Here is a 23,503-nt window from a genome sequence, read left to right as displayed (position 1 = left end):
CGGGGGAAAACAGGATGAAGACAAATCGTAAAGAGATCATGGAAGGGTTCAGAAAACAGGTGGAAGAAGGAACATCGATTGTCGGTGGCGGCGCCGGCACCGGACTGTCAGCAAAATCTGCGGAAAAAGGCGGTATCGACCTCATTATTATTTATAACTCCGGCCGGTTTCGTATGGCGGGCCGCGGGTCGCTTGCCGGGATGATGCCGTACGGGGATGCCAATAAAATTGTGAAGGAAATGGCAGATGAAGTACTGCCTGTCGTGGAGAATACCCCCGTCCTTGCCGGTGTATGCGGCACCGATCCTTTTCGGATTATGGATGTCTTTTTGAGAGAATTAAAAGATATGGGTTTCGCCGGTGTTCAGAATTTTCCGACGGTCGGGTTGATTGGAGATGTTCTGCGAAAAAATCTGGAAGAAACAGGGATGGGTTACGATAAGGAAGTGGAAATGATCCGCAAAGCTCATGAGCTTGATATGCTCACCACTCCTTACGTGTTCAATGAAGAAGAAGCACGCAAAATGGCGGAAGCCGGAGCGGATATTCTGGTTGCCCACATGGGACTCACGACCAATGGAACGATCGGTGCTCACACCGCGTTGACCCTTGATGACTGCGTGGAAAGGATCCAGGCGATTCACGATGCGGGAAAAGCTGTGAATCCGGATATCATGATCATTTCCCACGGCGGTCCTGTAGCGGAGCCGGACGACGCGGAATACATCATGAAACACACCAGTGGCATTGTCGGATTTTTTGGAGCTTCCAGCATCGAGCGGCTGCCGACTGAAACAGCGATTAAAGGACAGGTCGAGCAGTTCAAGCGTATATCCAGGTAATAAAGGGAGGCTTTGAAAGCGTTGTCAAAAGCCAAATCTTAGAGGGGGAAATAAAATGTTGAATAAACGCGCATTCTGTTTGTTCACGGTGCTTTTGGTATTCGTTGTGATGGTTGCCGCGGCCTGTTCAGGCAATACCGGTACAGAAGGGGAAGGAAATGAAGAAATGGAAGGCAGCGGTCTGGAAGGGGAGAGCTCAGAAGAAGACAGCGGGGGAAATTCTGAAAGTGAGGGCAGTGCAGAAGGCGGAGACGAAGGAGAAATCCGTGTAGGTGTTGTCGGTCCAATGACCGGCGGACTGGCCGAATACGGGGAAAAAGTGGAAGTTGGCGTTGAGCTTGCACTGGAAGAAGTGGACCACAGCTATGAAGGAAGAGACATTTCTGTCCATGTGGAAGATTCCCAGGCGGATGCAGAACAGCTTATAACAAGGCTCGACAGTCTGAAGCAGAGGGACGAAGTGGACGTTATTATTGGTCCTTCCACAGGGGATGAAGGAATGGCTGCTGCGGACTGGGCCCAGGACAACGGGGATATTTTATTGATGCCCGGTTTTTCCGCTCCTGAAGATATGACGATGAGAGAACGCTCTCCAAATCTGATTCGCGCAGGTTGGACGGGAAGCCAGACAATCTTTCATTTCGGAAAATATGTCGTGGATGAATTAGGCTATGAAAAAGTTGCCATGGTAGGGCAGGATTATGCGTACCCATGGGGGCAGGCCGGGGGTTTCAAACGTGGGTTTTATGAAAACGGCGGCGAAGAAGTGCATACGATCTGGCATCCGACCGATACACTTGATTTCAGTTCCATCATGAATGAGCTGCAGAATATTTCGGATGAATATGATGCTGTGCTTCTGAACAGCGGCGGTGCCGATGCGATTGCATTCTATGAGGCCTGGGAGCAATACGGGATGCAGGAATATTATCCACAGCTGCTCGGCGGCACGAATGTGGGAGACACACCGATTCTGAAACAGGTGTCAGACAGTTTTGAAGGTGTTTATTCTTCCATGCATTATTCTGAAGCGTTGGATAATGAAGCGAATCAGCAGTTCAGAGAAACGTATATGGAAGAAACCGGGGAAGAAGTCGATGCGGTGGCTATGCAGGGGTACGATACCATGCGCGTCATCCTGCAGGCATTGGATGAAACAGGCGGTAATATCAATGATGTGGATGCGCTGAGCGAAGCAATTCTTGATATGGAAGTGGAAAATTCGCCGCGCGGAGCCTTCCACTTTGATGAGTACGGCCAGGCGGTTCAGGATATTTATATCAAACAAGTCAAGATGGTTGACGGCGAGCTGCAGAATGAAGTCATCAAAACGTATGAAGATGTCAGCCAGTTCGGTCCTTATGAAGACTGGAAGGAAGAATATATGGCACAGCCGTCCAATTCGAGAGATTTTCCCGCTGATACAGCGGAGCAGTATTTTGAAGATCTGGAAGAATATTTTGGGCAAGAGTATATTGATCAGCTGGAAGAAAACGACGGGTGGGAATAAATACAAGGAACCAAAGAGAAAAGTAAAGAGCTGTCAATCAGGGATGCTGCCGGGATCAGTCTTTTTCTCTCCCGGCAGTCCCATCTTTACTTAGGAGTGATCACATGATTATGACACTGACAAACGGCCTGGCGATGGCATCCCTCCTGTTTATTATAGCAGTCGGGCTGAATTTGTCCTTTGCCCTGCTGCGGGTGGCCAACCTTGCTCATGGTGCTTTTTATCTGTTCGGAGCTTATGTAGGCCTTACCGTTATGAACCAGATGGAAAGCTGGTTTCTCGCCATTTTGGCAGGGGGGATGGTTACCGCCGTGCTGGCTTTATTACTGGAGTATTTTCTTCTTCGCAAAGTACGGGGCGATAATTTAAGAGAAACACTTGTTACCCTATCGGTTGCTATTATTTTAGCAGATTTGATGATTTTCATCTGGGGAGGCAATCCTAAATCCATCCCGTATCCTGAAGTGCTGCAGGGTCCGCTGCAATTTGGGGATGTTATTGTGCCCAGACTGAATTTGTTTATCTTTTGTACAGCAGTCGTGATTGGTGTCTTGTTGTGGCTGCTGCTGGCTAAGACAAAAATGGGCATGATTATCCGCGCCGGGGTGGATGATTTTGAAATGGTTGCCTCACTGGGAACGAATATACGGCTGGTGTTTACGACCATGTTTGTGATCGCAGGTTTTCTGGCCGGCGTGGCAGGAGTAATAGGCGGCTCGCAATTAATGATGTCACCGGGGGATGACTGGCGGATTCTCACGTATGCTTTACTGATCATCATATTGGGCGGCATGGGAAGTTTTGGAGGATCCATGATTGCTGCGGTGGTAATGGGGCTTATCTACAGTTTCGGAAGTCTTTATATACCTGAACTTCAGCTCTTCTTTATGTTCACTCCTGTTGCTCTTGTATTGATTTTTAAACCGAAAGGCCTGTTTGGGAGGGGATTGGAATGAATGATATCTCCAAATGGATACTGTATGCACTGGTGCTGATCTGTCTCTGTGTGATCCCGTTTGTCATGAGTGATTTTTTTACAACAATGACAATCCGGATTTTATATTATTCTCTGATGGCGATTGGGTTTGTGTTCCTGGCCGGCCAGGTTGGGTTGATTTCACTGGCCGTTCCGGCATTTCTGGGAATATCCGGGTATACGCTGGCGATTCTGGAGACGAGAGACATTCTGGCGTTTCCTCTTTCTGTTATAGCAGCCATGGTCATGGTGCTGCTCGTTGCGGCCATGTTCGGAGTGTTTGTGAATAAATCGAGAGGTATTTATTTTTTAATGCTCACATTGATTTTAGGACAGATCATATGGGCGGTTGCCAGACAATGGTCATCACTTACCAACGGCGCAAACGGCATTATCGGCATTACCGCGCCGGAAATCATGAGGTATTCGATCGCGGGGGCTCCGGCAGGATATTATTTTATGCTGCTGTTCACATTTCTTCTCATTTTCTTCGGCGTCCTCGCTCTTACCCGTTCCTCCTTTGGGATGAAACTGAAAGGGATCCGGGAAAGTGAATCGAGAATGGTCATGCTGGGGTATCCTGTTGCAAAACTGAAGTGGGCCGCGTTTATGATCTCGGCGTTTATTGCAGGAACGGCCGGCATTTTCATGGTGTATTTCATCGGCGTCATGCATCCGAGTACGATTAATCTGGACTCGGCTGCGATGGTGTTAATTGCCGTTATTTTCGGCGGAGTAAACAGTGTGATCGGAGCCATTGTCGGGATGGGAATCATCCAATCGTTTGAAATTACGCTGAGCGGATTTACGTCCCGGTATATGATCATAATCGGGTTAATGTTTCTGATCGTCGTCATGTATGCACCGACCGGGCTGATGGGAGCTGTATATAAAAACAGTTATCTCCATCGTCTCTACCATAGATGGTACACAGGAGGGAGAGATTCATGAGTCCATCGTATCCGGCATTAGAAGTGAAGAATCTTTCAAAATCGTTTGGAGGAGTCAAGGCGATTGATAATGTCTCGGTATGGATCGATGCCGGCCGGAGCCGGGTGATGATCGGTCCGAACGGGGCCGGCAAATCAACACTGTTTAATCTGATCACCGGTGAAATTCCTCCGGATGAAGGGGAAGTCTATATTTACGGGAAAAATGTAACAAAAGCCCCCGTTCAGCGGAGGGGGGAGCTCGGTCTGGCAAGAACCTATCAAATTTCGAATCTTTTTCATGCCTTAACCGTGGAAGAAAATCTGTATCTCGCGCTGCAGGGCAAGCAATGGGAGAAATCATCGCTGTTTTCGGTTTTTATTCCCTGGTATAAAAACAAAGAAAGGCTGGAACGTATTCAATCGACGGCAGAAAGTGTGGCGCTGGAAGAAAAACTGGGAACGCCGGTCCGTAATCTGTCCCACGGCGAGCAGCGCCAGCTTGAGCTTGGCATCGCGCTGGCACCGGATCCTGCCATTATTCTGTTCGATGAACCAATGGCCGGCCTTTCTCCGAATGAACGAGTGTTTATGCAGAAATTGATTGCCCGGCTCGCTTCGGAAAAAATCATTCTTGCGATCGAACACGATATGGATTTTGCCTTGAGCCTGACGAATGATGTCACCGTTCTGCACCGGGGAGCGATACTGGCAGAAGGGACCCCGGAGGCGATCAAGCAGAATGAAGATGTCCGCACGATCTATAAATTACAGAATGCCTGATGATAGGAGGAAAAACCATGGCAGAAACGCTGTTGTCGGCGCAGGACTTGAATGCCTATTATGAGAAAGCCCACATTCTCCAGGATGTATCTTTCCAGATTCAGAATCTTGAGAGGGTGGCCATCCTGGGGCGCAATGGGATGGGAAAATCCACCCTCATCAAGGCTGTGCTGGGACTGGAAAACATCCGCCGGGAGGGAGAAGTGAACGTGGACGGTGAAAACCTCCTGAAAAAGGAAACATTTCAGACGGCGAAGATGGGAATCGCTTATGTTCCGCAAGGGTGGAAGCTGTTTCCTTCCCTGTCGGTGGCAGAGCATCTGGAGATGGCACACACGCCTCCTTCCGGCGGAAAAGGGTGGGATGCTGAAGCTGTCTATGATTTGTTTCCGGAAATCGCAGCACGAAAAAACGTGAGCGGAACGAAGCTGAGCGGCGGCGAACAGCAGATGCTCGCTATCGGACGCGCGCTTGTCCGCAATCCGCGGCTGATGCTGATGGATGAGCCGTCGGAAGGCATTTCCACGATGGTAATCGAACGGGTCATCGAAGTCTGTCAGCAGATGGGGGACCACAATATTTCGTTACTGCTTGTGGAACAAAACCTGGAGTTGGCACTACGGGCTGCTCAGAAAGTATATATTTTAGTGAACGGCAGAATTGTTCATGAAGCAGGGGTGGAGGAGTTCAGAGAGGATAAAGAAACACAGAATCGGTATTTAGGTGTATGATTTTTTAAAGGAATGACAACAAATCAATGCAGAAATGACCTGGATCAATGCAGAAATGGGGAGAATCGATGCAGAAACTCAGCAAAAGGACAAGAATCGATAGAGAAAACAGGGAATCGATTTAGAAATGATTCTGATTGAGGGATAAACCGCTGGGATCGATGCAAAAATCTCCCTATAAAAAAAGAAGGCTGCGGCGGCAGCCTTTCTTTTTAAAATTCCTCATACACCGCCGGGTCGCCGTCAAAGATACGTCCGTCGGCGCGGGTGAGTCCGTTGACGGTCTGCATATCTTCTTCGTCCAGCGCAAAATCAAAGATGGATAGATTCTCGAGCTGCCGCTGCGGCGACGAAGAGCGTGGAATTGGTACCGCCCCGAGTTGATAGTGCCAGCGCAGCACCACCTGTGAAACGGTTTTGCCGTGTTTGCCGGCAATGCCCTGCAGCGTTTCGTTACGGCTGATATCCGCGGCCTGGTGTAACGGGCTCCATGACTCGGTGATGATGCCGTTTTCCTCATGATAGGCCCGCTGTTCTTTCTGGTTGAAGAAAGGATGCAGCTCAATCTGGTTCACGGTGGGCAGCACCCCGGTTTCGTTTTTCAGACGGTCGAGATGGTCCGGCAGAAAGTTGGACACGCCGATGGATCGGATAAGTCCCCATTTCTGGGCGTCGATCAGCGCCTGCCAGGCTTCGACGTACATATCCTGGCTCGGATTCGGCCAATGAATGAGGTAGAGATCATAATAATCGAGACCGGCGCGGTACAGGGATTCCTGGATGGTCACGAGAGCTTTATCGTAGCTGTGATACCGGCCCGGGAGCTTGGATGTAATGAACAGGTCTTCGCGCGGGACGGACGTGCGTCGGATGGCTTCGCCGACCGTACCTTCGTTTTCATAGTTGTAGGCGGTATCGAGCAGGCGGTAGCCGCTGCGGATGGCACTGGCGACCGCGCCGGCGCCTTTACTGCCGTTCAGCTTTACCGTGCCGAAACCGAGCGCCGGCATGTAATTGCCGTCATGAAGCTGTATGTTTGGGATAGGGGATGACAAGTCGTGATACCTCCTTCAGGATTCAAAGTCAATGGAATCATTTCCCTCCTTTCCTCGTTCATAAACATATACGTTCCGATTTTAACCTTTTTCTGGAACAAGAATGGTGGTAAGATAAAAGGAATAAAAATGTGGGGGTGGGGGGGATATGGTTCCATCGTATAATCAGGACCAATGGGTAGCGGTTCAGAATTATCAAGATAGAAATCTCGATGAAATAGTTACCCTTTTTCAAACGTTAAATTATAAATTTTTGAATATTGTTAAAAATACCCCTGATGAAAAGTTAGCCACCCTTCGCGACATTGGCAATAATCAACATAGAAAGGACGTGCTTGTGTAATAAGACGTCTTTTTTTGTCGTTGTCACAAATCAGCACCTTCCATCGTTTTATTTGTAAAACGTAAAAAGGAGCTGAAGCATGATGAACGACTTGACATGCATTATCATCGGGGGCGGTCATGCAGGGCTTGCAGCGCTCAAAGCGATACAGGAAAAGACCCGGGGGAAGGCGGGCGGACGGCGGATTCGATTTATCCTGTTCGACAGGCAGCCCTGTCATGTTCGCAAGGTGATGATGTTCCGGCCGGCCGCGAACGGGGAAGACATTAGGATTCCCTGGACGGATTTGTCTGTAGAAGAATTCGAATTCGTGCAAGGTACGGTTCAGTCTGTGGAGAGCAGGGAAAAACGAATCCGATATACGAATGCGCAAGGAAAGGATGCCCGAATTCATTACGATCTTTTAATCACGGCGGTTGGCAGCATCGTTCGACGACCGAATTCCGATCAGGGAGGTATTGCCTTGACTGACCCGCAGGCCGCGGAAGATATCCGCGAGCGCTGGCGTGACAATCTGCGGCATGCTGTCGGAGAGACGAACCCTGAAGAACGGAGGAGGCTGATGACCATTGCAGTTGCGGGAGCGGGCATCAGCGGCATCGAGACCTCCGCCGAGGTGGCGGCCGCCATGCGGAAGGAAGCCGAGTCGCTGGGGCTCGATTCATCCGAGGCCTCCGTTTATTTACTGAATGAAAAGGAAGGCCTGTTTTCAGAGGGACCGGAGAAAGTTGGCCGGAAGTTGGAGAAGGCGCTCAAGAAATGTGGTGTGACAGTGCTTCACAATCGTAAGGCGATGCGGGAGGAAGCCGGAGTGGTAACGCTGGACAATCGGGAATTTCTGCCGGCAGCCCTGTGTATTTGGACCATTGGACTGATACCAAATCCGGTCCTCCGCGGTATGGGTCTGCCCCTTGCTTCTGATGGCCGGGTGCTGGTGGATGAGTGTTATCGCGTCCAAGGGATGCCGGGTGTATACAGCATTGGTGATTGTACCAGAATCGTCGATCCGAGAACCGGAAAGGAAGATCAGATGACTTGTTTTGAAGCCGGGATGCAGGGCAGCCGGCTGGGGAAAATCGTGAGGGCCGATCTTGAAGGTTCTTCCGCGCCGGTTCACAAATGCACGAGATCGGTGATAGATGTCTTCAGCATCGGCCTGGGGCAGGACCGGGGGTTGTTGTGGTCACGCAAGTGGGGACTTGATATGATCATCACAGGAAAGGCGGCGTGGAAACTTAAGAAACTGGCCTGGGATGGCGCCAGTATGCTTCGATAGGGTGTCATACAACCGTGGAAAGGAGTGACGGTGATGGAAGAACTGTACGATCAGTATAGAGGGCTTCTGTTTACGCTTGCTTACCAGCTTACAGGCTCTGCGTCAGATGCGGAAGATGTGGTACAGGACGTTTTTCTTAAGGTATACCATGTCCCTGCCGAACGTTTGGATAAGCCGAAAGCGTATTTGTGTAAAATGGTAACCAACCGCTGCATCGATCTGCAGAAGTCGGCGCAGAAAAGGAGGGAAGTGTACGTCGGCCCGTGGCTTCCCGAACCGATTCGGACGCCGGAGACGGATACGCTGGAGACGGTTGTCCAGCGCGAGCTGCTGTCTTATGCCATGCTCGTGCTGCTGGAGCGGCTGACGCCGGCGGAACGGGCAGTTTTCGTTCTGCGTGAGGCGCTTGCCTTCGATTATTCCGAAATAGCCGAATTGCTCGACAGGCGGGAAACGAATTGCCGCAAGCTGATAAGCCGGGCAAGAAGCAAGATGGAACTATCAGAAAAGGATACTGTCGAGGCTGAAGAGGTCGAGTGGGAATGGGTCAGCCGGTTCCTCACATCCCTCGAACATGGGAACGTGGATGATGTGTTGTCCCTGCTGACCGAAGACGTCGTGCTCGTTTCCGACGGAGGCGGGAAAGTCATCGCGGCCGCGCGTCCGGTACAAACGCGCGAAAAAGTGGCTCGATTTATCACCGGAGCATTAGAGGGGCTGCAGCCCTTTTATCAGGAAAAACTTCACCTCGAGCCTGCCCCTCTGAACGGGGAGACCGGTATCGTACTCCGTGCAGGGGACGAAACGGCAGCGGCCATCTTTATACAATTCCGGCGCGGAAAGTTTGCCGGAATTTACATCGTACGAAACCCGGATAAGCTTACCCGGGTGTAGTCTTCTGTCTCCCAGGCAGGAAAGGACGGCGGAGGAATAGAAGAGAAAGACAGGCTCATTACCAATGGCAAGCTGAAAGTAACAACCGGCCGTTTTTTCACAATGATTCACAGGGAGGATGGAGGAACGATGAAGAAACCATGGGACAGTGGCACTCTGACAGTCAGCGCTGACGGCGGGAATCTGGTGAACGGCGCCGTGCCTTTTTTCTGGCTGGCAGATACGGCCTGGGATCTTTTTCAGCGTCTGAATGAAGAAGAAGCCTATGTGTATCTGAAAAACCGCCGGGAAAAAGGATTTAACGTAATTCAATGTGTACTTATCAATTTCAGCCATGACGGGGATAAAACAAGCCGGCAGCGGGTGGAAAATCAGGATATCAGCGAAACGATTCATGAAGATAATAGCATGTACTGGGATCATGTGAAACGAATTGTCGAGACGATGGAATCCTTCGGCATGTATGCCGCCCTTCTACCGTGCTGGGGAAAAGTCGTGGAGGACGGGCATCTTCATGAGAACAATGTAGCTGCTTATGCTGATTTTCTGATCAATCATTTTAAAGACAGGAAAAACATTATCTGGGTACTCGGCGGTGACATCCGGGGAGACAGGCATGCCGGGTTGTGGGATACAATGGGGACAGCGTTGAAATCGGCGATGCCTGATACGTTGATCAGTTATCATCCATTCGGCAGGACATCTTCGTCGTACTGGTTTACAGACCGAGCCTGGCTGGATTTTCATATGTTTCAGTCCGGCCACCGGCGGTATGATCAGCACACCCTGACCTCCTGGGATGACGCGGCTTCATCAGAGCCGTGGTTCGGGGAAGATAACTGGCGGTATGTGCTTCAGGACCGTGACAGAGACCCGGCGCGGCCGGTTGTCGACGCGGAACCATCCTATGAACAGATTCCACAGGGGCTTCACAATCCCTCAGAGCCCTGCTGGCAGGCTCGTCATGTACGGAGATACGCCTACTGGTCCGTCCTTTCAGGCGCCATGGGCCATACGTACGGTCACAACGCGTTATTCCAGTTTCACGGTACCGGCTACAAAGCAGAATTCAGTGTGGCCCAGACGTGGCAGGAAGCCCTTCACGCCAGCGGCGGCAGCCAGATGCAGTACGTGAAAGAGCTGATGGAGGAGATCGATTTTATAAAAGGAAAGCCGATGCCCTGCATTCTCACCCCGGAAGAAACCGGGGCTGAAAAAGAAAATAAGATCGCCGCTTTCGGCACGGATTCCCACATCGTGTTGTATAATTACAGCGGCCGGAGTTTCTCTATTGTTCTACGGGATCAGCCCGGCGTGTACGACGCGTATTGGATCGATCCGGTGAACGGCAGCAGGAGCTATGCCGGCGGTGTGCATCTTCACGAAACGGCCGTATTCACGCCGCCGCCCAAAGATACGGATTTTACCGACTGGCTCCTTCTTTTAACGAAAGTATCATGATTTTTGCGGAAGGGGACATGCGCCGGAGTGAAGTGTCCCGTACCGCCGGATAGTGGACAGTTTCCCGGGCGGTGCGCGGCAAACTGTCCATTACATTTTCTAATGGGACAAAATAGGGAGGGCAGGCGGAGAAGTGTCTCGTTAATGATGATAATGGACAGACGGGGGCAGAAAGTGTCCACAAAACGGGAGCTGCTCCATTTTTTACGGGAAGTCATTCTCAAGAATCTGGTATAATAACGTAAAAGGCAGGGGGGAGTGGGGGAATGGATCCGGTGACATTTTTACAGAAACTTGTTGCGCTCGATACAACCAACCCGCCGGGTAATGAAAACAAAATCGCGGAAGTGCTGGAACATGCGGCTTCTGAAGCGGGGCTCGCATGGTACAGGGTACCGCTTGAGAGCGGCCGGTCGAATCTCATCATCGAATGGGGGACGGGGGAAGAGGTGGATCTGCTGCTTTCCGCGCACATGGATACGGTGCAGACCGGCTCATTGGATGGATGGCGTTATGATCCGTTCGGAGGAGAGATTGAGGATGGCAGGATGTTCGGGCGGGGCACGACGGACATGAAAAGCGGACTGGCAGCGATGTATCTTGCGCTGCAGCAGGTAAAAGAAGAAATAGGAAGGACGGATAAAAAAATAGTGCTCGCGCTGACGGCAGGGGAAGAGGTGGACTGCATCGGGGCAAAGAAGCTGCAGGAAGATCTGGACTTTTCGAAAGTAAAACAGGTTTTGATTGCGGAGCCGACAGACAATGAACTGGCTCTTGGTCACAAAGGAGCCTTATTCGTCAAGTTGACGTCCTATGGCAAAACGGCGCACGGTTCCATGCCCGAACATGGGATCAATGCCATTGAAAACCTGCAGGCGTGCCTTAACGCGTGTAAAACCACACTGGAGCAGGAAGCGGTGGAACACCCTGTCCTCGGCACCTCTACGTACTCCCTGAATCAGATAGCGGGAGGCACGCAGGCCAACGTCGTTCCGGATTACAGCGAAGCCGTTTTGGATATCCGGACGGTACCGCCGCAGCATCATCATGAACTGGTGGAACAGCTTCAGCGGGTCACGGAAACATTACCGGGCATGTCTCTGGAAGTGATACTGGACCGCGCGTCCGTGTTTACGGATGAAAAGGATCCATTTGTGTCCAGGCTTCGTGCATGCACTGGCATCGCTGAAACCAGGACCGTTTCGTATTATACGGACGGCTCCGTATTCAATGCTGCTTCAGATATTCCAATGGTTATTCTGGGCCCCGGTACTGTCAGCCAGGCCCACCAGCCCGATGAATTCGTCTATGTCCAGGCGTATCTGGAAGCGGTTGATTATTACAAAATGATCCTCAAAGATATCATCGAATCATGACAACGGATGTCATGAAAAAACGGTCCTCTCTTCGGGAAGGACCGTTTTCGTATCTCAATTCCCGCGGGCAAGCCAATGTACCGCCTGCTGCCAGAACGTCTCGTAATGATCCCATTCCACAAATGCCGGAGGGCCCCAGTGAGGCGCCATATCGCTGGCAAACGCGAGCGTTCGGCCGTTGTGGTACGTTCCTGTGACGACAAACGGATCACGGGCTTCTCCAATCGAAAGCAGGACATCGCTGTTTTGATCCGCGGTCAGCTTATTATAGCCGAGAAAATGCGGCCAGGAAGAAGGGATGCCCTTCAGAACGGGGTGGGCACTGTTTTGAACAGCCGGGTATTTTCCTTCCGGTGTTTCCACGCGGTCATCCCCGATTTCCAGTGTGACCGGCAGGATCTCTTCAATGACCGTCCCCCTGAACTTTCCCTTTGCTTCGATCCCCTGAAAAGACAGGTATCCTCCCACCATCACAAATCCTCCACCGTTTTCCACAAACGTCCGGATCATCTCGAGCCGGTTGGGACTTCGCTTCATATCGTTGAATGTGTTGGCGGAAAGCAGGAGGGAGTTACTGCCGATATCGCTCAGGCACACGACATCAAACTGCTGCAGTGCTTCGTCGGTTTCCGGGAATGTTTCATCGATTTCGTGGGCCCGGATATAAGTAACTTCGATTCCCGCCTTTTTCATAGCATCCAGAAACCATCCGGCCCCCTCTTCGTATTCTGACGTTGTAAACGAGTCAAATCCTTTCACATGTATGGTGTGTTTCGTCCACGATTCGCCGATGAGCAGTAATTTCATCCCTTATCTTCTCCTTTCGATTCCGGGTAATTCTCCACGATATATTGAAGATAATCAGCCGTATTCTTCATATTTTCATACATCTGTATGTCCGGCTTGTCTTTAAACGTATGAATGATATCCTGATCGTTAATCGTCAGCATGGCTGCTTCCTCTTTCACAAATGGATCGTGATCGGATCCCGGCGGCGGCGGGATAAGGACGGACGATGCAGGAAACAGTTCCTTCAACTTATCCGAGGCAAAAGACAACTTCTGGTTCATTCTGCTCGTAGACCAATGTTCGAGCGTGTTTCCTCTGCCGATGCCGTCGATGTTCAGCATTCCCTCGAAACCGGTAAGCAGCTCCTTCTTTCGTGAAGCGGCAAAGGCACGGCTTCCGGCCAGCAGCAGTTCTTCGGCTGTAAAAAAGACAAGTTCCACATTGATCGCCGGTGGAATGGTTCGCAGCCGGCGCAGCAGTTCAAGAAGGACAGCGGTACCGGAAGCATTGTCATAAGCACCCCATGTGTTGTACATGCTGTCATAATGGGCGCCGATGAGAATGCTTCTGGTCTTGTCTTTCCCGGGAATCTGCACGCTGATGTTTTCTCCCTGCGTTTCTTCAAGGGCACCCGCTTCCAAGGAAAAAGAAACGGTGATCTCCCGGCCTTGAGTAAGATACGTTTCCCAACGCTCCCAGATGGAAGAACCGATGATCAGATGCGGGAAATCCCAGCTTTCCAGCAGGGTCTGGCTGAGTGCACCGCCGTCCGGCCTTGCCGTTATATAGGCTGCTGCCTTATGATGTTGGTCCATGACCGCATATCTCGGCCACTTGTACATATCCCAGACGTTTGTAAAACCAATCCGCTGTATCGTTCCTTCGATATATTCAACGCCGGTGCTTCCAACAGCGGGGCATGCTTCCAACTCTTTTCGCTCCGGTGTCAGCTGGAACAGACCGGAAAAGGAGTGGAGATGCCACGGTTGATAGGAAAAGGCATGAATATCCGGTTCAAACCCTTCCCGCTGGACGGCTGCTGTGATGAATTCTTTTACCCTTGTTTCCTCCCGGCTCCCGGCGGGACGGGGGCTTCTGCCGGTGATACGCTGCCACTGCTCATACATCATGTCCGCCATTACCCATCCGCCCTTTGAAAGACATGTTTTGGATTGTCCCGGAGGAGGCCGTCAATCTCGTTGTCATGGACACCAAGACGCTGCAGCCGGGGAACAAAATGCTGGAGGATGTGCGCAAAACCTCCGCCCCCGTATCTTTTCAGCAGAGTCTTTAAAAAAACATCCTGGGATAACAGAAGCGACGAGGCGTATCCTTTATCCATAAGATGGACGATGGCTTCCGCTGTCTGCTGATCGGAAGGGGACTGCCCTTCAGGAAACAACAATTCTATTCCAATCATGTCAAATTCCAGAAAAGCGCCCCGCTCTGCCAGCGAAATCTGATAGGAAGGATCCATGATACTGGGATTCATGTGATCCAGGATCACCTGTTCAGGATGAACCCCTTCGTCTTCCACAATATCGAGAATATCATGCCCGTACCGCTCCCATCCCGGCAAATGAATGGTTAATATTTTACCGGTTTTTTTCTGGGCTCTGGCGGCCCCGCGCAGGACTTTCACTTCTTCAGTAGTCATATTCGGACTGATGCCGATTTCGCCTATAATTCCCGCTTTTATTCCGGTTCCTTCCGCGCCTTCCCATACATCCCGGCAGATTAAATCGGCAACGGCATCTTCTGTACGGGAGGAAATAAAGTCAGGATGGGTCGGCTCCAGATAATATCCGCATCCCATGATAATTGGCATTTTCGTTTTTTCCGATAATGTTTCCAGGGAGGAAGGGTCTCTCCCTATGCCTGTCGGTGTTACATCCACAATCGAGGCCCCGCCGGCAAGCTGATAATATTGCGCTTCTTCCACGGCAAGATCCATGTTCCGGTAGAAATTGTTGTCATAGTTTGAATAAGGTTCGTGTTTTAAATCATTAAAAATAGGGAGGGAGACCTCAGCGTAGGCAAAGGATTCCGAAACATGGGCCGGCTTTTTCCAAAGATGGCGCCGGTCCACAAACAGATGTTCATGCATCAAGGTAATGCCCAGTTCTTCGATGTCCAGGGGGCCCCGGACCGTTTTTACAGTCTGCATTGGGTCTGCCTCCTTATATGCGTCGTTTACCGAAAACGCGAACGTTGATGATGACTGCGATCAAAAGCACGAGGCCTTCCATGATCTGAATGATGTAGGGGGAGACCTGCATCAGCGTCAGCCCGTTGTTGATGATCCCGATAATGGAGACCCCGATCAGGGAGCCGAGAATCGTGCCGGCCCCGCCGAATAAAGCAGTACCGCCCAGTACGACCGCGGCGATAATATCCAGCTCAAACATGAGTCCGATATTGGACGAGCCGGAGCCTAAGCGGGAGGCTAAAATCAGGCCGGCCAGGGCAGCAGCGCCGCCGCTGAACATATACGTGATCAATTTTACGAACCTGGTATTAACCCCGGAACGGCGGACGGCTTCTTCATTGGCGCCGATCCCGGTTACATACGTGCCGTAACGGGTGTTCTGAAGCGCAATCACGCCGAAAACCGTGATAACGGCGGCGATAATAGCGGGAACCGGTATGCCGAGAAAGGCCCCGATCCCGACATTCGTCAGTCCCGCGTCACTGGAGATGGCAATGGAATATCCGCCGGTGACAAGCAGGGCCAGCCCCCTCACATACAACATTGCCGCCAGCGTAACGATGAGAGGAGGAATGTAATGATACGCAATGACGTATCCATTCACCAGCCCCATAAGGACACCGGCAGCCACTACGATAAGAAGTACGAGCGGGCTGGCCAGCCCGGCACTGAGAAGAACAGCCGTCAGCGCACTGGCAAGGGCCAGTTGAGAACCTACCGACAAGTCAATGCCTCCGGTCGTGATGACAAAAGTCATGGCCACCGCGACAATAAGGTTGGGAGCCAGCTGCATCACCAGATTCATCATGTTACTGAAGCTGAAAAAGGAAGCGGTGGCGACAGAGAAAAATAAACAAATCAGAATTAAAATGCTGAATATACTCAGAATCTGCTTATGATTTAAAATGAAGTCTTTTATTTTTTGGGTATTTTCCGAGTTTCCGGCAGGTGCTGGACCTGTCGTTTCTACTTTTTCCTGGCTCATCAGGCACCCACCTCCTTTGGATTTCCCATGATGGATTGAATGACAGACTCAAGATTGAACTCTTCAATATTCCTGTCGTCAATGCATCTGCCTTCGTACAGCACCATGAGACGATCACAGACCTCGAAAAGATCTTGAAGCCTGTGGGTAATTAAAATGACGCTGACGCCGCGGGCTTTCACCGTGTTGATCAGTTCAAGCACCATTTGTACCTCTTTTACGCCGAGTGCTGCTGTCGGTTCATCCATGATCAACACTTTCGGTTCAAATATCATGGCCCGCGCAATCGCGACAGCCTGCCGCTGCCCTCCGGACATGTTCTGTACCTGAAGTTTTGTGGAAGAGATATTGATTCCCAGCTTATCGAGTTCGGTCCGTGCCTGTTCGTGAAGCCTTTTTTGGTCAATGAGACGTAAACCCTTAACGGGTTCACGTCCCAGAAACATGTTGCTCGCGACAGTAAGCGTGTCACATAGGGATAAATCCTGGAACACGGTTTCGATATGCAGATTTTTGGCATCCCTCGGGTTGTTTACTGTTTTTTCTTCTCCTTCAAAGTAAAAGTGTCCTTTATCAGGCATCAGCACCCCGCTCAATATTTTCATCAATGTGGATTTTCCGGCCCCGTTATCACCAAGCAGACCGAGGCATTCGCCCTGTTTGAGCTGCAGGTCCACTCCCTGAAGGGGTTTGACGGCTCCGAACGCTTTCTCAATACCTGTCATTTCAATTTGATACGTCATAACGTCCACTCCTTTTTCCAGTTGGAAACCTTTCTATTATTCAAACAGGGAACGGAACTCATCCACATTATCTTCGGTTACAACCGTTCCGGGTACATTAATCTGTTCTTCCACTTCTTCGCCTTCAATAAGACGTTGCGCGGCCTGGATCGATTCGGAACCATATTCATCCGGATGCTGCTGCAGCACGGCTTCCACGTAGCCTTCGTCAATACCTTCGATGACCTGCTGACTTAAATCCCAGCCGAATAATTTAATAGAATCCTGGAGCTGCTGCGAACGTACGGCTGAAGTCATCCCGATAAATGCTGGTTCACCGGTCGCAAAGGCGGCATTCATATTAGGATTGGCGGTGAACAGGTTTTCCGCCGCGGTTAATGCCTGCTCCTGCACGTTCTCTCCATCAACAGTATTCACGTGTTCCACATTGTCATTTTCGAGAATAGTATCCAGAAAACCAGCCTCGCGGTTCACTTGAATAGGGGAATTGAGGGCGGAAACAGAACCTAACCGGACTTGTTCATCTCCCCATTCTTCCTCCATATAATCATTGAAGTATTCTCCCAGTTTCACACTCGATTCATAGTTGTCCACGCCGACCTGAACATCGACCCCTTCATGATCAATGACGGAATCGATCGAAACGACCGGAATTCCGGCTTCTTCCGCTTCGGTGACGATCGGTTCCATGCCTTCCACATCGATGGCATTGATGACGAGCGCGTCCACGCCTGAACTGATATAGTCCTCAGCCCCGTTATATTGATCGACAGAGTCATTGTTTGCGTTGAACACGGTTAAGTTAACGCCCAGTTCTTCCGCGGTTTCTTCCGCGCCATCCACCATTTCCGTGAAAAAGTAGGCTTCCTGGTTGATGACGGTCATACCGATAGTTGGAGCATCTTCATTGCCGCTGTCCACGGATGTTTCTTCTCCGCCGCTGTTAGAGCCGCTGGAATCTGACGTTCCGCCGCCCTCTTCGTTTGTCGTATCCCCTGTGTTTTCCACCTCTCCGCAGGCAGCGGTGAACAGGAGAAGAGAACTGAATAGAGCGGAAGCAACCCATCGTTTTCTTATTTTCATTGGAAATCCCCCTTTATAGTAATGGACTGTGTGGACTGTTTAAACGACTCGATCTCGTCTTCGTAAGGAATGGAAGGCATCGCTCCGTACCGGGTGACGGACAATGAAGCGGCATATACTGCTTTTTCGGCTGCTGTGTGAATGTTTTTTTCCCGCAGCCAATAGGCGGTTAAAGCACCACAGAAGCAGTCACCGGCCGCCGTGGTGTCGACAGCCTGCACGGAAGGAGCCTGGAAAAAAGAACGTACAGACTTTTCATGGACAAGCACGCCTCCAGCTCCCAGCGTTATAATGATGGTGTTCGCGCCGTGTTCTCTCAGGATAGCAACCGCCTGTTCCGCCGTCTCTTGATCATTGACTGTAATGCCGGTCAGTTGGGACGCTTCAATTTCATTCAGAATAAGAACGTCGATACAGGATAAAAATGTTAAAGGAATATTGGGAACAGGAGCAAGATTAACAAAAATCGGAATATTTTTATTGCTGGTGTCTTTTAAGATTGATAAAAAAATGGAAGGCTCCATTTCCGGCTGAAACAGGACGGCGTCAGATGGTGCCTGGTTGGAAAGAGCACCCAAGGCCTGTTTTTCTGTGAGGTCTGTGTTGGCTTCGAGATTCGTGACGACCATGTTTTCTCCGGATTCATCAATCGTAATGAACGATGTTCCGGTGGCTTTGGTTTCTGAAATCATTAACTGGCTGGTGTCAATTCCTTCGACTGACAGCTGTTCGTTCAATTCATGGCCAAAAGCGTCACCTCCCCGTTTTCCTATAAATGCGACATTGATTCCGATACGGTTCGCGGCAACGGCCTGATTGGCGGCTTTCCCTCCCAGACTTCGCAGATAGGAAAGAGAAGCGATGGTTTCTCCCGGTGCTGGGAAGTATGGAACTTTGGCGACAAGATCCATGTTCAATGTTCCCATAACCGACAATTTAGGCTTCATTGGAAGATGGCACTCCATGTCTGACCTTTTTCACTTCATCCATGAAGGATGATGCTTTTTCCACCGACACCGGATGCCACCATTTTTCCTCTTCTTTCAGGGAACTTCCTACAATACAGCCGTTACACAAGGGAAGGATTTTCCTGACGTTGTCTTTTGTCATGCCACTGCCGATAATGACCGGCAGTTCTGTATTGTTCTTGATGGTCTTGATTTCTGTCGTATCGGTTTCGTCCCCGGTTCGATTCCCGGTTGCGATTAAGACGTCGGCATCAAAGAATATGGCATCTCTGGTCTGCTCTTCAAGACTGCGGTCGGCTACAATGGAATGGCTTCCGTGCTTCACGTGCACGTCGGCAAACACTTTAATGTTCTCTCCTTTAATAGCGGAGCGGTAACGGAGGGCGTCGGCGGATGCCCCTTCGACGAATCCCTCATTCGCTATATAGGCGTTCACCCACTGGTTGGATCGTACGAAGGGGGCATCCAGGGACCTGGCTACGGCAAGAGAAGGCACCACACCGTTTGCCAGACAGTTGACACCGATGGGAAGATCGGTAATCTGTCTTAAACGGGCACCAACAGAACTTAAAGCCGCCACCGTTTCCATGCCGATATTTTCCGGCTTGGCAAACGGAAGATCCCAGGCGTTCTCCAGTATCAGCCCGTCGACCTCCGCTTTGTGATAGGCTTCTATATCTTTTGCCGCGAAGTCATAGACAGCATCGAGGCTGTTACCATCGTAATGAGGGGCACCGGGCAGTGGTTGTAAGTGAATCATGCCGAGCACTGCCTGATCGGTTCCAAAAATGGTTTCTATATAATTGGGTTTGGATGGAAAAATTTTGTCTGACATCTCTACCTCCACCTGTCATCTCAGTTTGATAGAATACTTATACTTGTCCGCCCGGTACACCATCTGCGCAAATTCAAAAAGGTCCCCTGACTCCAGGTACGTGTGTCTTGTTAATTTTAAAACGAGGCTGCCGGCCGGTATCTGCAGCAGGTCGGCGTGAAATTCGCCGGCTTCCATTCCTTCTACCGTTTCCTCTGCTCCTCCTAACGCCACGCCCTCCAATGCAAGCGCTTTATATAAAGAATGAGAAGAAAAATCATAGTTCCGCAGTTTGCTATATACATCGGGTACGGCACGTTGATTTAGATAAACTTCATGGTACCCGATATATACATCATCGACAGCTCGAAGGCGGTGCAGGGCGACAGCCGTTCGGCCGGCGGTGAGCTGAAACTTCCGCAGCACTTTCTCCGGCGGTTCCACTTCTTCGAATGTGAGTACTTTGGATGATGTCGTATGATTTCGATCAGACATGTCTTGGGTAAAACCCGTCAGTTCGGGCCGGATCGGTTCCAGTTTCGGCTCCGCGACATACGTGCCTTTGCCCTGCAGCCTGTCCAGAACTCCTTCATTCACCAATTCCCCGAGTGCAAGGCGGACCGTGGTCCGGCTGAGATCATAGTCTTTCTGCAGGCGGAGTTCCGTAGGAAGAAGATCGCCGGGCTGCCAGTCTCCAAGCTCTATCTTATCCAGAATGATTTGTTTCAGCTGGACATAGAGAGGAAGAGGATTTTTACGGTCGACTTCGATCATAGATTCACCTCCTTCACGGTAATGATATTATTATGTTGTGTTGTTATAACGAATTTTATAGAAAAAAGAGAAGGACGTCAATATATTTTTCAGAAAATAATTAAAATTTAGTTATAAGAAGGAGGCAGGATTTATTGGACACATCGTGGCGGGAAGTGTCCCGTACCGTCGGATAGTGGACAGTTTCTCGGGCGGTGGCGCGGTAAACTGTCCATTAAATTTTCTAATGAGACAGAATATAGAGAGTCAGGGGGAAAGTGTCTAGTAAATGAGAATAATGGACAGACAGGGGCAGAAAATGTCCAGAACACCGTACAGGCTAGGTGCAGTTGACATATTTTTCCCTCCACCTTACAATAGTTAGATACTTGTACGTATAAGTTATCAACTATATGGGAGGCGGAGGTATGAAACATAATGTGACAGTGAACACGGATCAGGAGGAAGCGGTGATCAGCCGTCATATTTACGGGCATTTCGCTGAACATCTCGGGCGCTGCATTTATGAAGGACTGTGGGTCGGGGAAGACTCGTCGATTCCCAATACGAACGGCATCCGAAGGGATGTGCTGGAAGCGCTGAGAAACATCAACATTCCGGTGCTGCGCTGGCCGGGGGGATGTTTTGCCGATGAGTACCACTGGAAAGACGGCGTCGGGCCGCGCAAGGAAAGGAAGCGGATGGTGAACACGCATTGGGGCGGTGTCGTGGAAAACAACCATTTCGTACGCAAGAATTTCTGATGCTGTGTGAAATGCTCGGTGCGGAACCGTACATATGCGGCAATGTTGGAAGCGGTTCCGTACAGGAAATGTCGGAGTGGATGGAGTATATGACGTTTGACGGGGAATCGCCGATGGCGGACTGGCGCCGCGAAAACGGACGCCGGGAGCCCTGGGAGGTCACGTATTACGGCGTCGGCAATGAAAACTGGGGCTGCGGCGGCCACATGCGCCCGGAATATTACGCTGATCTGTACCGGCAGTACCAGACGTATGTGCGAGAATACGGTGACAATAAGCTGTACAAAATCGCCGGCGGAGCGAACGTCGATGATTATCGCTGGACAGAAGTGCTGATGCGGGAGGCGGCCCCTTTCATGGACGGCCTCAGTCTTCATTATTACACGATACCCGGTGATTTTTGGGAAGGAAAAGGGTCGGCGCTTGATTTTGACAAGGCGGAATGGGACATCACAATGCAGCGGGCTCTTCATATAGATACGCTGATCTCGCGCCACCGTGCAGTGATGGACAGCTGGGATCCGGAAGAAAAGGTCGGCCTTATAGTAGATGAGTGGGGGACATGGTTTGACGTCGAGCCCGGGACAAACCCCGGCTTTCTCTATCAGCAGAACACGATCCGGGACGCGGTGGTGGCAGGTGTAACCTTGAATATTTTCAACCGTCACGCAGACCGGGTGCATATGGCCAATATCGCCCAGACTGTCAATGTGCTGCAGGCGATGGTACTGACCGATGAGGAGAACATGCTTCTCACCCCGACGTATCACGTGTTTGATATGTACCAGGTGCATCAGGACGCATCGCTTCTGCCGCTTCACATTGATTCCGGCCGGGAGGAGCAGCAGAGGTCCTTTCCGCACATCCACGGTTCGGCGTCAAAACAGGACGACGGCACGGTGCATGTCAGCCTCTGCAACCTGGACGCGGAAGCACCTGCTGATGTGACGTTGGATCTCCGCGGAGCGGCCGGAGGGAAGAAATGGTCCGGAACGATGTTGACAGCGGAACAGAAAAATGACCATAATACCTTCGACGAGCCGGAACGCGTCCAGCCGCAGCCGTATCATGATTTTACAAGCAACGGAACAACAGGAAACCTGCATCTGCCGCCGATGTCGGTCGTCGTCATTACCGTTTCCGGGCAGGATCAATCATAAAAAAACGCCCGGATGCGCTTCCGGGCGTTGGGTGAGTCTTCTATCTATTATCTGTTATCTGTCAGCTGCATTAGTCGATGAACAGACGGTTTTCCAGGATTCGTTTTGCTTTTCTTTCCTGTGATTCGTAAATAGAATGGAGGACTGTTTTAAATACGCGTTTCATTTGGAAACCCCCTATATCTTAAGTTCTATCTGCATAATACTCCTGATATTGCAAATAGACAAAGCTGTGGAAATTCCATGAAAACGAAAACATTTCCTATGAAAGCGCATGAAACAACGCTTTATCTCCTTTTTTCTCTTTTTTTCTTTAAATTTGAGGGTCGTCCGATATGTGCGAAAAGTATTTATTTTTCATCAAGGAAAGAAAGTGCTGTATTGTATTCCGGATTTCCGAACAGAAAGGGACTTACAAGCCGAAGTAATCTTTTTACATGCCGAATCTGGTCATTTACATGCCAAACAGACACGATTACAAGCGGACGCCGCAGCGGAGAACCTTTTTCGCGCATCGGCACCTTTGGCACAAAAAAGCCCGGACGACTCTGTGTAGAAAGCGTCCGGGTATGGTTCTTGACGTTTTACCGAAAGAGTACAACATATGTCAGTTTGATCATCGCCAGCATGCCGGGATTTTTGTACCTGCCCACGTTGTTCCCTCCTGTTTTTGTGATTGATCTTAGTTTCTCATCAAATATGCGTTCCATCTACATGTTTGTGAGCAAACTTCACACAGTAATTTTTGTCTGCATGCTTGGATTTATTTTCCTTGTGTGGCAGAATGACAGGAAAAGATAAGGGGGAGCAGTCGATGAAACCGGATCAGAGACAGGAGAAGATGGCGGAAAAAGAGCGGCGGAAGAATCCCGCGGGTACGATGAAAGACGGTATGCAGCGGGCGGAATCCGGAGGTCTTTCGGAGTTGATGCGGGGATTGGGCTGGAAAGGATTTCTGCTGGTTCTTGTGGTATTATTTATAGTCTTTCTAATTGTTTCCTTTTTGTAGAGACGGTGGGTGAATAAAAAAGAAGCATCCTTTTCCATACTAAGCAAAAA

21 protein-coding genes and 1 pseudogene are annotated in these 23,503 nt (G+C 50.4%); 12 read left to right on the top strand and 10 right to left on the bottom strand.

Features of this window, described 5'->3' with window-relative positions:
* The first annotated feature begins 14 nt into the window (after window positions 1-14).
* The 6 genes from ACW9JV_RS14005 to ACW9JV_RS13980 all read left to right on the top strand — a co-directional run bounded on the left by ACW9JV_RS14005 (window position 15) and on the right by ACW9JV_RS13980 (window position 5,771).
* A complete protein-coding gene (locus ACW9JV_RS14005) occupies window positions 15-842 on the top strand; it encodes a phosphoenolpyruvate hydrolase family protein (RefSeq protein ID WP_457335486.1) in 828 nt (275 codons plus the stop codon).
* Window positions 843-897: 55 nt separating this feature from the next.
* A complete protein-coding gene (locus tag ACW9JV_RS14000) occupies window positions 898-2,352 on the top strand; it encodes an ABC transporter substrate-binding protein (RefSeq protein ID WP_457335484.1) in 1,455 nt (484 codons plus the stop codon).
* Window positions 2,353-2,456: 104 nt separating this feature from the next.
* Window positions 2,457-3,308 carry a branched-chain amino acid ABC transporter permease gene (locus ACW9JV_RS13995; RefSeq protein ID WP_457335482.1) on the top strand — a complete coding sequence of 284 codons (852 nt, stop codon included), beginning with the start codon at window positions 2,457-2,459 and terminating at the stop codon, window positions 3,306-3,308.
* Window positions 3,305-4,279 (top strand): branched-chain amino acid ABC transporter permease, encoded by a 975-nt coding sequence (locus ACW9JV_RS13990; RefSeq protein ID WP_457335480.1) that lies wholly within the window; start codon window positions 3,305-3,307, stop codon window positions 4,277-4,279. The genes ACW9JV_RS13995 and ACW9JV_RS13990 overlap by 4 nt, the downstream gene beginning before the upstream one ends.
* Entirely contained in the window at window positions 4,276-5,040 is a 765-nt protein-coding gene (locus ACW9JV_RS13985) for an ABC transporter ATP-binding protein (RefSeq protein ID WP_457335479.1), read from the top strand. The genes ACW9JV_RS13990 and ACW9JV_RS13985 overlap by 4 nt, the downstream gene beginning before the upstream one ends.
* A 17-nt stretch (window positions 5,041-5,057) precedes the next feature.
* Window positions 5,058-5,771 carry an ABC transporter ATP-binding protein gene (locus ACW9JV_RS13980; protein ID WP_457335477.1) on the top strand — a complete coding sequence of 238 codons (714 nt, stop codon included), beginning with the start codon at window positions 5,058-5,060 and terminating at the stop codon, window positions 5,769-5,771.
* Window positions 5,772-5,983: 212 nt separating this feature from the next.
* Here ACW9JV_RS13980 and ACW9JV_RS13975 read toward each other — a convergent pair whose 3' ends face one another.
* Entirely contained in the window at window positions 5,984-6,781 is a 798-nt protein-coding gene (locus ACW9JV_RS13975) for an aldo/keto reductase (protein WP_457336066.1), read from the bottom strand.
* Between the two features lie 467 nt (window positions 6,782-7,248).
* Between ACW9JV_RS13975 and ACW9JV_RS13970 the strand changes: the two genes are divergently transcribed.
* The 4 genes from ACW9JV_RS13970 to ACW9JV_RS13955 all read left to right on the top strand — a co-directional run bounded on the left by ACW9JV_RS13970 (window position 7,249) and on the right by ACW9JV_RS13955 (window position 12,176).
* Window positions 7,249-8,445, top strand: a complete 1,197-nt coding sequence (locus tag ACW9JV_RS13970) for an NAD(P)/FAD-dependent oxidoreductase (RefSeq protein ID WP_457335475.1) — start codon at window positions 7,249-7,251, stop codon at window positions 8,443-8,445.
* Between the two features lie 33 nt (window positions 8,446-8,478).
* Window positions 8,479-9,339, top strand: coding sequence for an RNA polymerase sigma factor SigJ (gene sigJ / locus ACW9JV_RS13965; protein WP_457335473.1), 861 nt, complete (start codon window positions 8,479-8,481; stop codon window positions 9,337-9,339).
* A gap of 129 nt (window positions 9,340-9,468) precedes the next feature.
* Window positions 9,469-10,800 carry an apiosidase-like domain-containing protein gene (locus tag ACW9JV_RS13960; protein ID WP_457335471.1) on the top strand — a complete coding sequence of 444 codons (1,332 nt, stop codon included), beginning with the start codon at window positions 9,469-9,471 and terminating at the stop codon, window positions 10,798-10,800.
* 266 nt (window positions 10,801-11,066) lie between these two features.
* Window positions 11,067-12,176 (top strand): M20 family metallopeptidase, encoded by a 1,110-nt coding sequence (locus tag ACW9JV_RS13955; RefSeq protein WP_457335469.1) that lies wholly within the window; start codon window positions 11,067-11,069, stop codon window positions 12,174-12,176.
* Window positions 12,177-12,230: 54 nt separating this feature from the next.
* Here the strand turns inward: ACW9JV_RS13955 and ACW9JV_RS13950 are convergent, their stop codons facing one another.
* Genes ACW9JV_RS13950 through ACW9JV_RS13910 form a run of 9 tightly spaced genes read right to left on the bottom strand, consistent with a single transcriptional unit; the run spans window position 12,231 to window position 20,541 of the window.
* Window positions 12,231-12,983: a glutamine amidotransferase gene (locus ACW9JV_RS13950; protein ID WP_457335467.1), complete on the bottom strand. Its 753-nt coding sequence runs from the start codon at window positions 12,981-12,983 to the stop codon at window positions 12,231-12,233.
* The gene (locus ACW9JV_RS13945) at window positions 12,980-14,104 is read right to left on the bottom strand and encodes a M28 family metallopeptidase (protein WP_457335465.1); all 1,125 of its coding nucleotides are present in this window, start codon (window positions 14,102-14,104) and stop codon (window positions 12,980-12,982) included. The genes ACW9JV_RS13950 and ACW9JV_RS13945 overlap by 4 nt, the downstream gene beginning before the upstream one ends.
* Window positions 14,104-15,132 (bottom strand): phosphotriesterase family protein, encoded by a 1,029-nt coding sequence (locus ACW9JV_RS13940; RefSeq protein ID WP_457335463.1) that lies wholly within the window; start codon window positions 15,130-15,132, stop codon window positions 14,104-14,106. The genes ACW9JV_RS13945 and ACW9JV_RS13940 overlap by 1 nt, the downstream gene beginning before the upstream one ends.
* Window positions 15,133-15,145: 13 nt before the next feature.
* Entirely contained in the window at window positions 15,146-16,159 is a 1,014-nt protein-coding gene (locus ACW9JV_RS13935; RefSeq protein ID WP_457335461.1) for an ABC transporter permease, read from the bottom strand.
* Entirely contained in the window at window positions 16,159-16,902 is a 744-nt protein-coding gene (locus ACW9JV_RS13930) for an ATP-binding cassette domain-containing protein (RefSeq protein WP_457335459.1), read from the bottom strand. Before ACW9JV_RS13930 ends, ACW9JV_RS13935 begins: the two co-directional genes overlap by 1 nt.
* 36 nt (window positions 16,903-16,938) lie before the next feature.
* A complete protein-coding gene (locus ACW9JV_RS13925; RefSeq protein ID WP_457335457.1) occupies window positions 16,939-17,985 on the bottom strand; it encodes a substrate-binding domain-containing protein in 1,047 nt (348 codons plus the stop codon).
* Entirely contained in the window at window positions 17,982-18,932 is a 951-nt protein-coding gene (locus ACW9JV_RS13920; RefSeq protein ID WP_457335455.1) for a ribokinase, read from the bottom strand. Before ACW9JV_RS13920 ends, ACW9JV_RS13925 begins: the two co-directional genes overlap by 4 nt.
* Entirely contained in the window at window positions 18,922-19,788 is an 867-nt protein-coding gene (locus tag ACW9JV_RS13915) for a BtpA/SgcQ family protein (protein ID WP_457335453.1), read from the bottom strand. Before ACW9JV_RS13915 ends, ACW9JV_RS13920 begins: the two co-directional genes overlap by 11 nt.
* Window positions 19,789-19,803: 15 nt before the next feature.
* A complete protein-coding gene (locus tag ACW9JV_RS13910) occupies window positions 19,804-20,541 on the bottom strand; it encodes a GntR family transcriptional regulator (protein WP_457335451.1) in 738 nt (245 codons plus the stop codon).
* A gap of 407 nt (window positions 20,542-20,948) precedes the next feature.
* Between ACW9JV_RS13910 and ACW9JV_RS13905 the strand changes: the two are divergent.
* Both ACW9JV_RS13905 and ACW9JV_RS13900 read left to right on the top strand, forming a co-directional pair.
* Window positions 20,949-22,444 (top strand): annotated as a pseudogene (locus ACW9JV_RS13905) (alpha-N-arabinofuranosidase).
* 814 nt (window positions 22,445-23,258) lie between these two features.
* On the top strand, window positions 23,259-23,453 hold the full coding sequence (locus ACW9JV_RS13900; protein WP_457335449.1) for a DUF6366 family protein: 195 nt from the start codon (window positions 23,259-23,261) through the stop codon (window positions 23,451-23,453).
* Window positions 23,454-23,503 lie beyond the last annotated feature (50 nt).

This window comes from Salibacterium sp. K-3 (genome assembly GCF_054052005.1).
Note: the sequence above shows the minus strand (reverse complement) of the source record. Positions and strands in the feature narration are given on the sequence as shown.

Bases quoted from the DNA above. Each gene is read 5' to 3' on its own strand.
- ACW9JV_RS14005 (WP_457335486.1), top strand. From the start codon at position 15: ATGAAGACAAATCGTAAAGAGATCATGGAAGGGTTCAGAAAACAGGTG.
- ACW9JV_RS14000 (WP_457335484.1), top strand. From the start codon at position 898: ATGTTGAATAAACGCGCATTCTGTTTGTTCACGGTGCTTTTGGTATTC.
- ACW9JV_RS13995 (WP_457335482.1), top strand. From the start codon at position 2,457: ATGATTATGACACTGACAAACGGCCTGGCGATGGCATCCCTCCTGTTT.
- ACW9JV_RS13990 (WP_457335480.1), top strand. From the start codon at position 3,305: ATGAATGATATCTCCAAATGGATACTGTATGCACTGGTGCTGATCTGT.
- ACW9JV_RS13985 (WP_457335479.1), top strand. From the start codon at position 4,276: ATGAGTCCATCGTATCCGGCATTAGAAGTGAAGAATCTTTCAAAATCG.
- ACW9JV_RS13980 (WP_457335477.1), top strand. From the start codon at position 5,058: ATGGCAGAAACGCTGTTGTCGGCGCAGGACTTGAATGCCTATTATGAG.
- ACW9JV_RS13975 (WP_457336066.1), bottom strand. From the start codon at position 6,781: ATGCCGGCGCTCGGTTTCGGCACGGTAAAGCTGAACGGCAGTAAAGGC.
- ACW9JV_RS13970 (WP_457335475.1), top strand. From the start codon at position 7,249: ATGATGAACGACTTGACATGCATTATCATCGGGGGCGGTCATGCAGGG.
- sigJ (WP_457335473.1), top strand. From the start codon at position 8,479: ATGGAAGAACTGTACGATCAGTATAGAGGGCTTCTGTTTACGCTTGCT.
- ACW9JV_RS13960 (WP_457335471.1), top strand. From the start codon at position 9,469: ATGAAGAAACCATGGGACAGTGGCACTCTGACAGTCAGCGCTGACGGC.
- ACW9JV_RS13955 (WP_457335469.1), top strand. From the start codon at position 11,067: ATGGATCCGGTGACATTTTTACAGAAACTTGTTGCGCTCGATACAACC.
- ACW9JV_RS13950 (WP_457335467.1), bottom strand. From the start codon at position 12,983: ATGAAATTACTGCTCATCGGCGAATCGTGGACGAAACACACCATACAT.
- ACW9JV_RS13945 (WP_457335465.1), bottom strand. From the start codon at position 14,104: ATGGCGGACATGATGTATGAGCAGTGGCAGCGTATCACCGGCAGAAGC.
- ACW9JV_RS13940 (WP_457335463.1), bottom strand. From the start codon at position 15,132: ATGCAGACTGTAAAAACGGTCCGGGGCCCCCTGGACATCGAAGAACTG.
- ACW9JV_RS13935 (WP_457335461.1), bottom strand. From the start codon at position 16,159: ATGAGCCAGGAAAAAGTAGAAACGACAGGTCCAGCACCTGCCGGAAAC.
- ACW9JV_RS13930 (WP_457335459.1), bottom strand. From the start codon at position 16,902: ATGACGTATCAAATTGAAATGACAGGTATTGAGAAAGCGTTCGGAGCC.
- ACW9JV_RS13925 (WP_457335457.1), bottom strand. From the start codon at position 17,985: ATGAAAATAAGAAAACGATGGGTTGCTTCCGCTCTATTCAGTTCTCTT.
- ACW9JV_RS13920 (WP_457335455.1), bottom strand. From the start codon at position 18,932: ATGAAGCCTAAATTGTCGGTTATGGGAACATTGAACATGGATCTTGTC.
- ACW9JV_RS13915 (WP_457335453.1), bottom strand. From the start codon at position 19,788: ATGTCAGACAAAATTTTTCCATCCAAACCCAATTATATAGAAACCATT.
- ACW9JV_RS13910 (WP_457335451.1), bottom strand. From the start codon at position 20,541: ATGATCGAAGTCGACCGTAAAAATCCTCTTCCTCTCTATGTCCAGCTG.
- ACW9JV_RS13900 (WP_457335449.1), top strand. From the start codon at position 23,259: ATGAAACCGGATCAGAGACAGGAGAAGATGGCGGAAAAAGAGCGGCGG.